At 42.8% G+C, this 15,226-nt stretch carries 9 protein-coding genes; 3 read left to right on the forward strand and 6 right to left on the reverse strand.

Features of this window, described 5'->3' with window-relative positions:
• Window positions 1-11: 11 nt before the first annotated feature.
• Window positions 12-2,927, reverse strand: coding sequence for an extracellular solute-binding protein (locus tag BUA02_RS08830; RefSeq protein WP_072702986.1), 2,916 nt, complete (start codon window positions 2,925-2,927; stop codon window positions 12-14).
• Window positions 2,928-2,944: 17 nt separating this feature from the next.
• Complete coding sequence (locus BUA02_RS08835) at window positions 2,945-4,345, reverse strand: endo-1,4-beta-xylanase (RefSeq protein ID WP_072702989.1); 1,401 nt, start codon at window positions 4,343-4,345, stop codon at window positions 2,945-2,947.
• A 319-nt stretch (window positions 4,346-4,664) separates the two neighbouring features.
• On the opposite strand from BUA02_RS08835, the gene BUA02_RS08840 reads away from it, so the two are divergent.
• Window positions 4,665-5,606 carry a helix-turn-helix transcriptional regulator gene (locus BUA02_RS08840; protein ID WP_071175015.1) on the forward strand — a complete coding sequence of 314 codons (942 nt, stop codon included), beginning with the start codon at window positions 4,665-4,667 and terminating at the stop codon, window positions 5,604-5,606.
• Between the two features lie 14 nt (window positions 5,607-5,620).
• Here BUA02_RS08840 and BUA02_RS08845 read toward each other — a convergent pair whose 3' ends face one another.
• Complete coding sequence (locus BUA02_RS08845; RefSeq protein ID WP_143147398.1) at window positions 5,621-7,069, reverse strand: glycoside hydrolase family 43 protein; 1,449 nt, start codon at window positions 7,067-7,069, stop codon at window positions 5,621-5,623.
• Window positions 7,070-7,723: 654 nt separating this feature from the next.
• Here BUA02_RS08845 and BUA02_RS16180 point away from each other — a divergent pair.
• The gene (locus BUA02_RS16180) at window positions 7,724-10,501 is read left to right on the forward strand and encodes a carboxylesterase family protein (RefSeq protein ID WP_143147399.1); all 2,778 of its coding nucleotides are present in this window, start codon (window positions 7,724-7,726) and stop codon (window positions 10,499-10,501) included.
• A gap of 20 nt (window positions 10,502-10,521) precedes the next feature.
• The gene (locus tag BUA02_RS08860) at window positions 10,522-11,775 is read left to right on the forward strand and encodes a glycoside hydrolase family 5 protein (RefSeq protein ID WP_072702995.1); all 1,254 of its coding nucleotides are present in this window, start codon (window positions 10,522-10,524) and stop codon (window positions 11,773-11,775) included.
• Window positions 11,776-12,329: 554 nt separating this feature from the next.
• On the opposite strand, the gene atpC is transcribed toward BUA02_RS08860, so the two are convergent.
• From atpC to atpG, 3 genes are all read right to left on the reverse strand, one after another.
• On the reverse strand, window positions 12,330-12,758 hold the full coding sequence (atpC, locus tag BUA02_RS08865) for an ATP synthase F1 subunit epsilon (RefSeq protein WP_071175011.1): 429 nt from the start codon (window positions 12,756-12,758) through the stop codon (window positions 12,330-12,332).
• A 5-nt stretch (window positions 12,759-12,763) separates the two neighbouring features.
• The gene (gene atpD / locus BUA02_RS08870) at window positions 12,764-14,158 is read right to left on the reverse strand and encodes a F0F1 ATP synthase subunit beta (RefSeq protein WP_072702998.1); all 1,395 of its coding nucleotides are present in this window, start codon (window positions 14,156-14,158) and stop codon (window positions 12,764-12,766) included.
• 202 nt (window positions 14,159-14,360) lie between these two features.
• Window positions 14,361-15,221 (reverse strand): ATP synthase F1 subunit gamma, encoded by an 861-nt coding sequence (atpG, locus tag BUA02_RS08875; protein ID WP_072703001.1) that lies wholly within the window; start codon window positions 15,219-15,221, stop codon window positions 14,361-14,363.
• Window positions 15,222-15,226: the final 5 nt, after the last annotated feature.

Here is a 15,226-nt window from a genome sequence, read left to right on the forward strand (position 1 = left end):
GTTTCTCCTAATCAATCTACTGACATACCGAACTCAAGTCGTTTCTTCTTGATCTCTTCATCTATAAAGATTGAATAATCAATAATGGTCTCTCTGGAATCAGTCTTATCTGTAAGAACTTTTCTGATTGCATTTGAGATGTGTCTTCCTGTGAAATATCCACCAGGAACTTCTCTAATACCAACTGTCTGATCCCACTGTTCATCAAGAACTTCGATATCATCTGCACTCCATGAGAGATTCTTGAATGCATCTCTGTTTGCTGTTGCATATCTAGCAGATGAACCAAGGAGTGCTTCGATCTCACGACCAAATCTAACCTGAGTTTTTTCATTTGCCCACCACTTCATGAATTCCCATGAAGCTTGCTTTAACTCTTCATCCTCAGTTGTGATCATCATAGTTGCACTTCCTGTTATGAAGTCTGAGCGATCAAGATATGTTTTTCCGTTCTCATCTGTTCTGTATGTTCCAGGAATGAGAGTGAAGTCCCAAAGACCTCTGATCTCAGGTGCTGAAACCATGAGTGTGTTGTATGTTGAATAAGCTGCTATACCTATTGGCATCTCTCCTGAACGGAATCTGCTGACGAAGTCATAGATTGTAGGAATGCCATAATCATTAAAGTATCTTACGTAATCATCGAAGGCTTTGACGCCTGCTTCTGTGTTGACTGTAGTCTTGGTTCCTGCCTCGTTGTACATGTCACCGCCGTACTGATAAAGAAGTGAGAAGTACATTGAAAGGTCAGGTACATTTGACATAACCTGTGTAGAAGCCGATGATGCACCGCTACTACCAGCCGCTGTAGGAATACCTATTGAAAGGCTGTTACCCTGAATTGTAGGAAGCATTTCGATGAGTTCCTGCCAGGTCTGTGGAACCTCAAGTCCAAGTTCTTCAAGTACGTCTTTTCTGTAGAACATTACGTTGAAGGTCTGTGTCTCTGGTATTCCGTAGATATGACCATCAAGGCTGTACTGCTCATAAGAGCTTGGTGAGTAGTGACTCATTACTTCTTCCCAGCCTTCAAACTGAGTGATATCCTCTGCTGCTCCTCTAAGTGCGTAGTTAACAGGTTTTTCTGCTGAAACTGAAAGAACTACGTTTGGTCCTCTGCCTGCAAGTACTGCATTAAGAAGTGCTGCCTGATCAACTATCTCTACGTTGACCTTTATTCCTGTTGATGTTGTAAACTCATCATCGATCATGGACTTAAGGATTGTTCCCTGGTCTCTACCGGTTAATACCCAAACCTTGATTACCTTCTCTTCTGAGCCATCGTAAACATCACCAACTGAGTTATAGTCTACAAAGAATGATGCTACAAAGGATTTTACTTCGTGACCGATCTTGCTAAATACAGTTGCTTTATCTTTCTTTGGATGAGCATCTGTTCCTGAAACTACTATGTAATCTACATCAAGTTTTGTTTCACTCATCTTGAGCTGTGCAGTACCAAGTGATGTGATGTTGTCCTTGAATGCAACGAACTCTGTTGTGATCTTCTGTGGCTTTTCGATAAATCTTTCAAGCTGCTGAGCGATTGTCTGAGCTGTAGCAATGTTATCAGCCATCTGTCCTGAGTAAGCAACCATGTCATCAACGGTCTTGTATAATCTCTTTGACTCAAGGTCCATTGCTTTCATGATCTCAGGATATGTTGTATCGATGTGATAATCTCTGTAAACATCTGGGCTTGCGCCAGTGTAAACAAGAATCTTTCTATATATCTGATTGAGTCTGTAAGTTGAATCCTGAATCTGTTCAAGGATTGGTCCAACACCTCCAAGAGTTGCCTCAAGTCTTACAGTATGAACACCCCTTGTAAGGTAGATATCATATGGAAGTTCAAGACTCTCCCAATCGTTTGAATATTCAAAAGAGATCTCTTCGAGCTCCTTGAATGGAATCTCGCCATCAATGTAAACGCTTCTATTTGAAACAGATCCTCTTGCGTAGTTCTGTCTGGCTTTTACCATGATGTTGTAATATCCATCCTCTGGAACTTCGATATCCCACTGGATCCACTGACCTGTTGATCTCCAGCTTTCTCCACCTACATAGTTGAGAACTGTGTGTGTAACACTATTTGGTGAAGTGGTAGGTGAGGATCTATCATACTTGGCATATAGGGAGGATTCAGATCTTAAGGTAGAATCCTCACCCTGAACCACTTGCATGTAATTTCTGGCCTGCTCTGATGCAGGATCATGTTTATTAGCTGCAAGATACTCTTCATAAGTAGGTCTTTCTGTAACTCCTCTAAGCTCTACCTTTGAGAGGATCATAGGTTCATTGTCTGCTTCGAATGTAAGTGTGTTTTCACCTTTTTCAAAATAGAAAACGTATGGCTCTGGGACAAATCCCATGTCGTCTCTAAAATATGCTGACTGGAAGTCGAAGTATTCAACCTGAACTGGTCGGATCTCGTTATCTCTGTTATCAGTTCTAACTTCTCCGCCATCCATCCACATTCTGGTGAATGAAATGTTTCTGGCATCTTCAAATGGAAGTTCTCCGTTAATGTATACGGTACGTTCTGCAGGAACTCCTCTTGATTCTGGAATGAAATACTCGATGTAGATCTGGTACATACCAGCCTTTGGCACGTCTACTGTCCATGTGATCTCAGAACCGGTCTCAGTAAAAATACCGTTATTTTCTTTACGAACAGTACCTTTTGATTCATATTCATCAATGTTTACTGCAATGTCACCTGAAGGTCTGTCTGCATCTGCATGTTCATTAAGATATCCTGTATAAGCACCTACTCTTTCCATTCCTTCAACTTCAACAGTGAGATCTGTGCCTTCGTATTTCTCGTGGAAATCAGTTCTTTCTCTATGTGAAAGAAGTACGCATATACCGGCGAAAACTACTAATACCCCAATAACTATTAAAACTTTTCGCAATGTCTTGTTCATGTTATATAGTCCTTTGTTTATTCTTGTGCGAACACCCAAAATGCTGGCTTTGGTTCATACTTGCCATCAAATAATAGTGGGCACTGCTTTTGTTCTTTTTGACTTCCACCACCTACATTGGATCTGAACTGTAGCCATGAAAGTGTATCTATTGTTCCCCAGAAAGTAATTCCCGTAATGTTTACTCCTGAGTTCTGAGCTGACTGAAGTCCGTAGTACATGAGGTTGTAAACCTTACGCTGCTCCTCATATTCTTTTTCCATAGCTTCTGGACTTCCGTCGTAGCCATCTGTTGCTCTAAGATCCCATTCGGTAATCTGTACATTTCCAACAACCTTGCCATAGGCCTTGGCTGATGCCTCAACCTCTGTATAGGAAGGGCCCTCCATACTGTAATGTCCCTGCATTCCCATTGCTGTGATCCTGGTACCTTCGCCTTTTGGACCTTCAGCTGCTTTTACTTCTTCAAGGAGAGTGATGATTCCTGCTCTCTTTTTGGCATCGCATTCGTTGTAGTCGTTGTAGTAAAGCTCAAGATCATCTGGAGCATATTTGTTAGCGTACTTAAATGCGTTGATGATGAACTCTTCACTCTGATATACATGCCACCAGCTGGAGTTGCCGCCGTGTCTGTCTTCTAGAAGATCTTCATCAGGTCTTTCAGTATCTGTTCTATAGGTTCCTGTTGAATCAGATATTGCTTCGTTTACTACGTCCCATCCATAGAAAAGATCTTTATATGGACTATTCTCTCCAGTAAAGTGAGTCAAGACTTCTCTTATGTACCACTCAAGTCTCTTGTCCATCTCTTCCTTGCTGACATATGGCTTGGTCTTGTCATAATCTTCATGGAAGAACCACTCTGGAGTCTGTGAGTGCCAGAGGAGAACGTGTCCTCTTACTTCTATCTTTCTGTCTGGATTTGCTTCGTTCCATTTGAGTATCTTATTAAGTATCTTTTCCGGATTACTATAATTAAGAACCGGAACCGTTATGGTCTCACCGTTAAGCTCTGCCTCTTTTGTACCAGGACAGGTACTTACGCTATAACCAAAGAGTGAATCAGGCTTTAATTCATTGCCAAGTGTCACTGCATTGAAATGTGTTGTAACAAGGTCCCACAGCTTGGGATCCCAAGGTTCTTTACCTGTAATAGCACATCCAATCCTGCATCCCATTTTCTTGGGAACCACATCTCTAAGGGCTGGAATCTGCTCCTTACTTTCTTCTGTATTCAATTCTTGCTTCTCCTGATTTTCTGGTTCTGAGCTAGAAACTGATGATGCGTCATCTGCGTTTGTCGCTGTCTCCGACGATGCATTTACTGCCTCTGATCCAGCTGTTTCGCCGCATGCAGTAATAGAAATCGCCATGATCACCGCGCAGACATTCGCCAAAGATCTTCCCCATTTTTTCATCAACTTAGCCTCCCCAATTAGTAATCAATTTTTGCTAATCATAATTCTAGTTGACAAGATATAGCATATAAGCTAGCAGAAAGATTTGCTTGTCATTTTTTGCAAAATGGCGTTCAGATATTGCTTTTTGACCGCAAAAAATGGTAGTGTTTTTTTGTGCATATTTAACAATAGACATGATGCTAATTGATTTTCTATTATCTATATTGAGCACTTTTTGATGATTGATAGCAATTTTTGAGAAGTTTTATTTACCAGATAATGATATGATTTGAGGGTAAATTCAATAAGACACTGATATTAGAAAGGTGTAACAACAATGGTCAAAAAAGAAGACAATGTTAAGTTAGACTATTATCAGCAAAACACCGATTACAAAGCACGTGTAATGGTGAACAATAACGAGAAATCTATTTTTCCAAAGGACTCATCTCTACGAATCTGGTACAATGAGCTGCCCTGTGACTATTCATCACACTGGCACAACGCTCTTGAGATTATCGCTCCTATTGAAAATTACTATGATGTAGAAATTGATGGTGACTACTATCACGTTGTTCCTGGCGAGATCATCATTATCCCGCCTCGCAGATCTCACAGCCTTCATGCGCCAAAAACAGGCTGCAGATATGTATGCCTTTTTGATATTGACTTTTTCTCATCACTTAGAGGATACTCCAGTCTTATCACCATGCTTCAGGACTGCATTCATATCACTCCCGAGAGCCACGCACCGATCTTTTCCGAGATCAGCGATCTCTTTTCACAGATATGGAATGAATACTTCCAGAAGACTGAGTTCTATGAGTTTTCTATCTATTCCCATCTGTTCCAGATCATGACTATTCTCTCAAGGCATCGCCTCAGCAAGATCAACATCTTTACTGATAGCACGCCAGTTAAGAGACATGAGTATTTTGAAAAGCTTAACAACGCTATTGATTACATCGATCAGAATTACACCTACGATATAACTCTTGAGGATGTGGCTGCTTACAGCGGTTTCTCCAAGTTCCATTTCTCAAGGCTTTTCAAAGAATATATGAACTGTACTTTCTACGACTACCTTATCGGTCAGCGTATCAAGGCTACGGAGGTTCTCCTTACTAGAGATGATCTTTCTATTACTGATATCGCCCTCCAGTCCGGTTTTTCAAGTATCTCTACTTTTAACCGGACCTTCAAGCAAAAGAAAGGGTGTACCCCTGGTGAGTACCGTTCTTTATTTTCTCAAGGACTGCACAAACAGCAACAAGGATAATGTAAAAGAACTGCTTATTTATTAAACTTCCATGAATGCACACTGTAGTTACTTCCTTCAAAGACGAAGTATACAGTGTGTTTTTCTGTTACAGGATTTTCAAACTCTGCTGTGACAGTTGTAAGTTCTTTGCCTGCGGCTGATACAGGAATTCTGCACACCGGCTCTGCTGATGGAAGATCAAGGCAGATGTTAATTGTGCCTTCTCCTGTGCCAAGGTACTCTACTTCGATGCTCTTTGCTCCCTCAGAGCCAAAGTTCACACCTTCAATGCTGGTCCATGAACCATCCTTGATGCCAGTCAGGATCATATCTCCTGAGCCGAATTTCTCGGCTTCTTCACCAAACTGGGTTGTATCTATCTCTGCTTCGTTAGCCATGGTTACTGCTGGAATTGTCTGGTATGGATCAAAGTCTTTTACCTGAGGAACGCCGTTTCTGGTGCCAACGCTGGCAGCTGGCTCGCCTTCTTCATTGAATCTTATCTTATCAACATTAGTACTTCTGTATCCGTGAAGTATTCCCATCTTCTCTTCAAGGATTCTGGAGTGGTATGCGATGTACCACTGACCTTCAAATTCAAACATGCAGTGATGGTTGTTACCGCCAAGGCCAAAGAATACTTCAGGGTTCTTGAGGACTCCGTTTGCTGGCTCGAAAGGTCCCATAGGAGAATCTGATTTCATGGTCATGATCTCGCCATTAGAGAAGCCGAGCTCTTTTTCTGCTTCTGGAGTAACATCGAAGTTTGTACAATATGAATAGTAATAGGTTCCGTTTATCTTGTTGATACCTGAATCTTCAAAGAGATACTGAACGTTCTCGATGGCGATTGGATCTCCGTCGAGGCTGATCATATCATCAGAGAGCTTTGCAACTCTTGCTGTTCCTGGATTTGAAGCCTTATCAGGTGAAGGAACTCCGCCTCCGAAATAAATGTAGGCTGATCCGTCATCGTCCATGAGAACTGCAGGATCAAAGAGCCATGTTACTTCTGCGCAGGTTGGAGTATCTCTTGAGATGAGTGGTCCATTTATAGGATCTGTGAATGGTCCAGTTGGGCTATCTGCTGTGAGAACAGCGATGCCATTTCCGTTATTTGCAAAATATAAGAAGAACTTGTCTTTGCCATCAATGTTCTTGTAAGCTGCAGCTGGTGCCCATGAGTTTGCTCCCCAGCTTGCTGCGCCGTTCTTGCCTGCTGCGTATACTGTTCCATGATCTGTCCAGTTAACAAGATCATCAGATGACACAACGTTTATGGTGTTGATATTTGAATAGGTGTTTTCTTTGGCTGTGCCATCTGCCTCGTATGATGGCTTATCACCTGTCATGTAGAGGTAGACTCTTCCGTTATAAACAAGAGCATATGGATCTGCGCCAAATCTCTGGAGCATTACCGGATTGTGCTCTGTTATCTGCTTGTAGCTTTTTTGAATCTCAACTGAATGTGTTGCTGACATATCTGTATCCCCCTCGGTTTGATCTGTTTCTGTCGCCGTTTCGGTTTGTGGAGCCTGCTGGTATTGAGTCTTATCTTGCTCTGATTGGCTTCTTGCCTTTTGATCTTGGCATCCCGCTAGAATTGTTAAGGCCGTTAATATGCTGAGTACTGCAATTGCTGGTTTTTTCTTGTTTTTGTACATATCGCTAACCCCACCTTGTTAATTCCATGTACAAGACTATACGGTATCGGAGCCTGGGGATTCCACTAAATAATTGCTAATTTCACGTCAATAATTGCAAGTGGGGGGACGTGCGCAGGGCGTCCCGTTCAGCCTGGCATGCGTGCGGTTGTCTCGCGCGGCGCTTTGTGGCGTCCCGGCATGTCTTTTTAGCTATTATCTTGTTTTGGCATGCCAATTTTCTTCAATTTCAAGATTTCCAGCATGCCTTTTTCAAGTTTTCAAATTTTCAGCATGCTTCCTTTTCTTTTTTCGAGAGTTTTTAGCATGCCTTTTCCCTCTTTTTTCTTGTTTATGCATGCTTCAGATTTCTTTTCCTACAACTTAGCAACCTTTAGAATAGATGTAGCAATAATTGAATAGACCATTTTCCTCAAAAATTTTACTCTACGATAAGAGACTGTATTTTTTAACACAATGGGGTGAAAGATTATGTTAAGAACAACGAAAGTAGAAAATGGTTTAGTTAAAGGCCTTGCTGGTGAAGATCCTCGAATTACCGTGTACAGAGGAATTCCTTTTGCAAAGCCACCAGTTGGTGAAAACAGATTCAGGGCTCCACAGCCATGCGACAACTGGGAAGGAACATTAGAAGCATACGATTTTGGACCGATCTCATATCAGGACACACCTGGAATCGGTGGCGGACTCTACGACAGAGAATGGCACGTTGATCCTGAGATTCCTATGAGTGAGGACTGCCTCTATCTCAACATTTGGACTCCTGCTAAAAGAGCTGACGAAAAACTTCCAGTACTTGTATGGTACTTTGGCGGCGGCTTCCAGTGGGGCTACACAGCAGAGATGGAATTTAACGGAGAAGCCCTTGCCAAAAGAGGCATCGTAGTAGTAAGTGTTGCCTACAGACTTGGCTGCTTTGGTTTCCTTGCACACAAGGATATAACAGCAGAAAACCCAGAAGCTCCAGGTAATTTCGGCCTTCTGGACCAGAGATTTGGACTTCACTGGGTTCATAGAAACATCGCCGCATTTGGCGGAGATCCAGACAGGATCACAATTTCAGGCCAGTCAGCAGGTGGCTCCAGCACAATGCACCAGCTCACCAATCCTGAGAACTACGATATCGTAAAGGGCGCTGCGATCCTTAGCGGAATCATCAGAATGCCTAAGATGGATGACGATATCTTTAGACCACTTAGCCTCTCCCAGGCAGAGGATCTTGGAGCTCAGTTTTTTGAAAGTCTCGGGGTAAAAGACCTTTCAGAAGCCAGAAAGCTCACTTCAAAAGAGCTTCTAGAAGGCTACGATAAATTTGTTCAGGATCATCCTAGAATGTTCCCAATAATTGATGGAAAGTTCTGCGACAGCGACCCTGTAGAGCGTTTTGTAAATAGAAAATGTGCTGATGTTCCTGTAATGTCAGGAAATACATCAGATGAATTTAAGATAGACGGAATCAGCATGGTAGAGTCCTCTGTAAAGAGTGCTTTTGGCGATGCTCATAAAAATGCACCTGACCAGAAATTCTACTATTACAGATTTGATCCAGATATTCCTGGAGATGGACATCCTGGAGACAGCTATCCTGGAACCTTCCATTCATGCGATCTTTGGTTCTTCTTTGGAAACCTTGCAAAGTGCCACAGACCATATGCAGGTCATCACTATGACCTGCAAAGGCAGATGTGCGACTACTACGCAAACTTCATAAAAACTGGAAATCCTAATGGCGAAGGTTATGACAAGCTTCCACTTCCAGAGTGGACACCTTATACACCAGAAAATCCAGCAGAGATGGAGTTCCTTGGAAGAGGCGCTGTACCAAGGTTTGAAGGCGGTATCAGACAAAACAGCCAGAAGCAGGCTGTTAACCCATATCTTCCTTCATGGGAGTACATCCCAGATGGTGAGCCTTATGTATTTGGCGACAGAGTTTATGTCTATGGTTCCCATGATCTCTATCAGGGTGAGACCTTCTGCCTTGGGGATTATGTTTGCTGGTCAGCTCCGGTTAATGACCTTGGTGAGTGGAAGTATGAGGGTGTAAGCTATCCAAAGGTATCTGATCCTCTTAATCCAGATGGACACATGTGCCTCTATGCACCTGACGTTACAGTTGGTCCAGATGGTAAATATTATCTTTACTATGTTCTTGATAAGGTATGTATTGTATCAGTTGCAGTTTCAGATACACCGGCAGGCCCATTCAAGTTCTATGGCTATGTTCACTATGAAGATGGAACCAAGCTTGGAGAAAAAGAAGGCGATGAGCCACAATTTGATCCTGGTGTGATTACAGAAAACGGAGTCACATATCTTTTCACAGGATTCTGCGGACAGGGCGACAAATCAAGACATGGCGCAATGCTCACAGTTCTTGGGGAAGACATGCTCACAGTTAAAAAAGCTCCAAAGTTTATCGCGCCTGGCAATCAGTACAGCCAGGGAACACCATACGAGGGACATGCATTCTTTGAGGCTCCATCAATCAGAAAGCACGGCGATACATATTACTTTGTATATTCATCAGAAGTTATGCATGAGCTCTGCTACGCAACATCAAAAGATCCTGAGGGACCTTATGAGTACGGCGGAGTTATTGTAAGCAACTGTGACCTTCATATCGACAGCTACAAAAAGGCAGAAGAAGCTACAGCTTACGGAGCCAACAATCACGGCAGTATCGTGGAGATTGCAGGCCAGTGGTACATCTTTTACCATAGACATACAAATGGAACATGGTTTAGCAGACAGGGCTGCGCAGAGAAGATAAACTTCGAGGCAGACGGTTCTATCAAGCAGGTTGAGATCACATCTTGCGGACTTAACAACGGACCACTTTCTGACAAGGGCGAGTACCCAGCTTATATCGCTTGTAACATCTTCACAAAAGAGCATAAGATATATGTTGAAGCAGGTGCTCCAAGAGTTGTGCAGGAAGGCGGAGATGGTGACCAGAACCCTGGCTACATCAAGGATATCGTCGATGGAACAACCATCGGATTCAAGTACTTTGATCTCAAGAAGGTTACTGGGCTTAGAATTAAGACAAGAGCTTACTACAACGGAACCTTCGAGATCAGAACTGCTCTTGATGGCGAAGTCCTTGGCGAGATCAAGGGCATCGGCTCAAACATTTGGACTTCATTTGAAGGAAAGCTCCCAGAGCTTAGCGGCACACATGCACTGTACCTGACCTACAAGGGAACAGGAAATGCCAGCCTGGCTTCAATTGAGTTCCTACATTAATTTGAGGGGAATAGAAATTTATGTCAAAAAAGAAACTTGTTATTTTTTCACTTGTCTTCGCACTCCTTACGGGGTGCGGAGCCAATGCACCAGTAGATGATGGAAACACTGATTCCAGCGCAGAAACGGTTCAGGACGTAAGTAATGATGAAGCTTCTGAAAATGCAGAAGTATCTGATTCCACTGAGGAAAAATCATCAGATGATACTTCCGCGACTGGTAGTGTCACTCCATCAGAAGGGAAATATGATATGCGAGATATCACTCCTAAGGATCTTGTGGCTGAAATGACCACTGGTTGGAACCTCGGAAACACCTTTGATTCCTGGGGCGGTTCAGGTCTTTCAGATGAAACCTATTGGGGTAACCCCAAGACTACCAAGGAAATGATCGATGCTGTTCACGACAAAGGCTTTAATTCCATAAGGATTCCTGTAACATGGTATGATCACATGGGCGCAGCTCCTGAATATACCGTTGACGAAGCTTGGATGGACCGCGTAGAAGAAGTCGTAAACTATGCCCTTGATGATGGGATGTACGTTATCATCAATTCTCACCATGAAGAGGAATGGCGCATTCCAGACAATGCTCACATCGATGCAGTTGATGAGCAGGTAAAGGTTCTCTGGGTTCAGATTGCTGAGAGATTTGAGAAATACGGCGATCACCTTATCTTTGAAGGCCTCAATGAACCAAGAGTAAAAGGCGGTCAGGACGAATGGAACGGCGGAACACAGGAAGTCAGAGAATGTGTAAACAGACTGAACCAGACATTTATAGATGCAGTCCGTTCAACTGGTGGCAACAATGAAAAGAGACTTGTTCTCATTACAACTGTTGCAGATTCGCCTGTTAAGCCAGCAATAAATGGCCTTACCATTCCTGATGATGAGCATATGGCTGTGACTATCCACGCTTATACTCCATATGATTTCACCTTCAAGTCAGACAACTCCTATGATACATGGGATGGTTCCCATAAGACTGATATTGACTACATGTTTGCTTATCTTAGAAACAAGTTCATTAGCAAAGGTATACCTGTCCTCATGACAGAGTACGGCGCTGTGAACAAGGACGGCAATGAAGATGAAGTTTGCAAATGGGTTACCTACTATCTTGGTAAAGCTAAAGAGCTTGGTATCCCATGCTTTTGGTGGGACAATGGCCAGTTCAACGCCGGAAATGAATTCTTCGGAATCTTCAACAGAAACACCCTCAGCTGGGAAAGAGAAAAAGTTGCTGATGCCATAGTTGAGGTATATAAGTAAATATGAGCATTATAAAACGGTCGCAAGTCTTATATTTGCGACCGTTTTCAATCGCATTTTCAATCGTAAAAATTTGCGACCGTTTTTATGAGCAATTATTTAGTTTTCATAAACCCAATCAAGCTGAATTTCTACACCAAGTGTATTTTTTACTGCATCAATGAGATCTTTCGTTCCCAGTGTAGTGCTTTTGTTATCGTAAAACAATTGTTTGTTTTGCGACAAAAGCGCACTTAACTTGCGGGATGCTACCCATTGGCGAGACTTTATGGCTATTAAGAAAATGATTAAGGTTGTTCCCAGCGGTATGCAATAACAAATCTGATACATGCAAAAAGTGAAGAAGGTAGAGAAAAGGCATGCCAAAATCTCCCGATATAAAGAAATAAAGCATGCCAAAGACTTAAAGAACTAAAAAACGGCATGCCGGGAATCATGAAATTGACGAAAATTGACATGCCAAAATAAGAAAATAGCTAAAAAGACATGCCGGGGCGTCGTTTTTAGAGCAATCAAAAACCCGCCTGGGACTCTAAATCCTAGGCGGGTCATTTTTAATTATCAAATAAATTGCTTTTATCCTTACCGGAGGAACCGATTCGTACGAGAGCTCTGTAGAGCTTGGCCTCGGCACGAATTCTTGCTTCCTTGTCGATTGCCTTGTCATTCAAAGTTTGTTCAGCTTTGAGCTTAGCAGCAATGGCACGATCAAGATCGATATCTTCGCTCCATTCCCAAGTAGTAGGAAGGACTCTGACCTCTCCGTTCATTACAGAAAGCATTCCACCGATACAGGCTGCTTTTCTCTCCTGGCCGTCGTCCATGGTCACTTTGGCGGTGCCCATACCTATAGCTGTACAGTAGTTGGTGTGACGAGCCAAAATCTCAACATCACCATCTATTGTACGAAGCATGATCTTTTGAACATCACCCTCGAATTCGAGACCATCCAAGGACACAACCTGTAAATGATAACTGGACATAATAGTTATCCTTTCTTTGCTTTCTCGAAGACTTCGTCAATAGTTCCTACAAGAAGGAATGCACTCTCTGGAAGATCATCGCACTCACCATTAAGGATCATCTTGAAGCCACGGATTGTCTCTTTGAGAGGAACGTACTTTCCAGGAAGACCTGTGAACTGCTCAGCAACTGAGAAGCTCTGTGACAGGAAGTTCTGTACTTTACGTGCTCTGTAAACTGTAAGCTTATCCTCTTCTGAAAGCTCATCCATACCCATGATAGCGATGATATCCTGAAGTTCACGATATCTCTGAAGAACCTGCTGTACACCCTTAGCAACTTCGTAATGCTCTTTTCCTACGATATCTGGAGAAAGGATACGGCTTGTTGAATCCAAAGGATCAACAGCTGGATAAATACCCTTTGATGCGATATCTCTGGAAAGAACTGTTGTAGCATCAAGGTGTGTGAATGTTGTAGCAGGAGCAGGGTCTGTAAGGTCATCAGCAGGTACGTATACAGCCTGAACTGATGTGATAGATCCCTTCTTGGTGGATGTGATACGCTCCTGAAGAGCACCCATTTCAGTAGCCAGTGTAGGCTGATAACCTACGGCTGAAGGCATACGTCCAAGGAGGGCTGAAACCTCTGAACCAGCCTGTGTGAAACGGAAGATATTATCGATGAAAAGAAGCACATCCTGATTCTTTACATCACGGAAATATTCAGCCATTGTAAGTCCAGAAAGACCAACTCTCATTCTGGCTCCTGGTGGCTCGTTCATCTGTCCATAAACTAGTGCAGTTTTATCAATAACTCCACTTTCTTTCATTTCTCCGTAAAGGTCATTACCTTCACGAGTACGCTCACCTACACCGGTGAATACGGAAATACCACCGTGAGCTTTAGCAACGTTGTTGATAAGCTCCATGATAAGAACTGTCTTACCTACGCCGGCACCACCGAAAAGACCAATCTTACCACCCTTAGCGTAAGGGCAGATAAGGTCAACGACTTTGATTCCTGTCTCAAAGATCTCTGTAGCAGGAACCTGATCCTCATAAGCAGGAGCTGGACGATGGATTGCCCATCTCTCTACTCCTTCTGGTGCAGGTCCGTTATCAACAGGCTCTCCAAGAAGGTTGAAGATCCTTCCTAAGCACTTGTCACCAACTGGTACAGTGATAGGACTTCCTGTATCTTTGGCATCAACGCCACGTACAAGACCATCAGTGGAGCTCATAGCTACGCAACGAACTACGTCATCTCCGACCTGCTGAGCAACCTCTGCAATAAGCTTGCGGTCCTCGATCATGATCTCTATAGCATTGTGAAGATCTGGAAGTTCACCCTCTTTGAAGCGGATGTCAAGTACAGGACCTGTAACCTGTATTACCTTTCCAACATGATTTTCACTCATTGTTAAACTCCTTAAATGTTTTATTTTCCTTTGTATTTAGATGAAGTTCTGCTTTCATATGGAAGTTCTATCTCATATGGAAGTTCTATCTCATATGGAAGTTCTATCTCATATGGAAGTTCTGCTCTCGTATGGAAGTTCTATCTCACTTCGTTCGATAGAACAAGCTTCGAACTAGCCTCGAAAAAACCTCGGCAAGTTCTCAGCTTTCAGCACCAGCAACAATCTCAGTGATTTCCTGAGTGATGCTTGCCTGACGAGCTCTATTGTAGTACAAGCTTAAGTTCTCGATCATTTCTTCTGCGTTATCTGTCGCAGCCTCCATGGCTGTTCTACGAGCAGCGAGCTCAGAAGCATATGAGATATTGATACTTGTGTACAAGATTCCAGCTAAATATTCAGGAACAATTGTATCGAACACTGTTTCACTGTTTGGCTCATACAGAATCAGGTCTTTTGCCTTGCCATCGCTCTCATTATTATCTGTCTTGAGATCAGATAATGGGAGAAGTGATGTGGCTGTAGGTACCTGCGACAGCATGGACACGAAATTTGTGTAGCACAGGAATACATGTCCAAAACCGTCTCCGCCATATGATCCACAGAGCAGCTTTGCTATCTGGAAGCAATCCGAGATGTTGATCTTGGCAACTTCAGCATACTCTTCTGTGAGGATAGGCACATTTCTGTGCTTAAAGAACTCAACAGATTTTTTACCGATAGGAAGAACTGTAACATTGCTCTTATCCTTGATCTCTTTCTCAACAAACTTGAACAGATTTGAGTTGTATCCGCCTGCAAGACCTCTGTCTCCGGCGATTACAACGTATAGCCATTTGTCATTATCGTTACTCTTGGTAAAGATAGAACGGAAATCGTTATTTCCATTAGCTATATCTGTAAGTGTTGCAAGCACTGTCTCAAGGTAAGGCTTTGAATTATCAGCCTTTTCCTTTGCCTTACGAAGCTTTGAAGCTGCAACCAGCTGCATCGCCTTCGTGATCTGCATCGTGCTCTGAACGCTCTTTATTCGGAGTTTAACAGCTTTCATTGATCCAGCCATTTAAG

The organism is Butyrivibrio hungatei DSM 14810 (assembly GCF_900143205.1).
Lineage (GTDB): Bacteria > Bacillota > Clostridia > Lachnospirales > Lachnospiraceae > Butyrivibrio > Butyrivibrio hungatei.

Coding starts and splice junctions, on each gene's coding strand:
- BUA02_RS08835 (WP_072702989.1), bottom strand. CDS start 4,345: ATGAAAAAATGGGGAAGATCTTTGGCGAATGTCTGCGCGGTGATCATG.
- BUA02_RS08845 (WP_143147398.1), bottom strand. CDS start 7,069: ATGTCAGCAACACATTCAGTTGAGATTCAAAAAAGCTACAAGCAGATA.
- atpG (WP_072703001.1), bottom strand. CDS start 15,221: ATGGCTGGATCAATGAAAGCTGTTAAACTCCGAATAAAGAGCGTTCAG.
- atpD (WP_072702998.1), bottom strand. CDS start 14,158: ATGAGTGAAAATCATGTTGGAAAGGTAATACAGGTTACAGGTCCTGTA.
- BUA02_RS08840 (WP_071175015.1), top strand. CDS start 4,665: ATGGTCAAAAAAGAAGACAATGTTAAGTTAGACTATTATCAGCAAAAC.
- BUA02_RS08830 (WP_072702986.1), bottom strand. CDS start 2,927: ATGAACAAGACATTGCGAAAAGTTTTAATAGTTATTGGGGTATTAGTA.
- atpC (WP_071175011.1), bottom strand. CDS start 12,758: ATGTCCAGTTATCATTTACAGGTTGTGTCCTTGGATGGTCTCGAATTC.
- BUA02_RS16180 (WP_143147399.1), top strand. CDS start 7,724: ATGTTAAGAACAACGAAAGTAGAAAATGGTTTAGTTAAAGGCCTTGCT.
- BUA02_RS08860 (WP_072702995.1), top strand. CDS start 10,522: ATGTCAAAAAAGAAACTTGTTATTTTTTCACTTGTCTTCGCACTCCTT.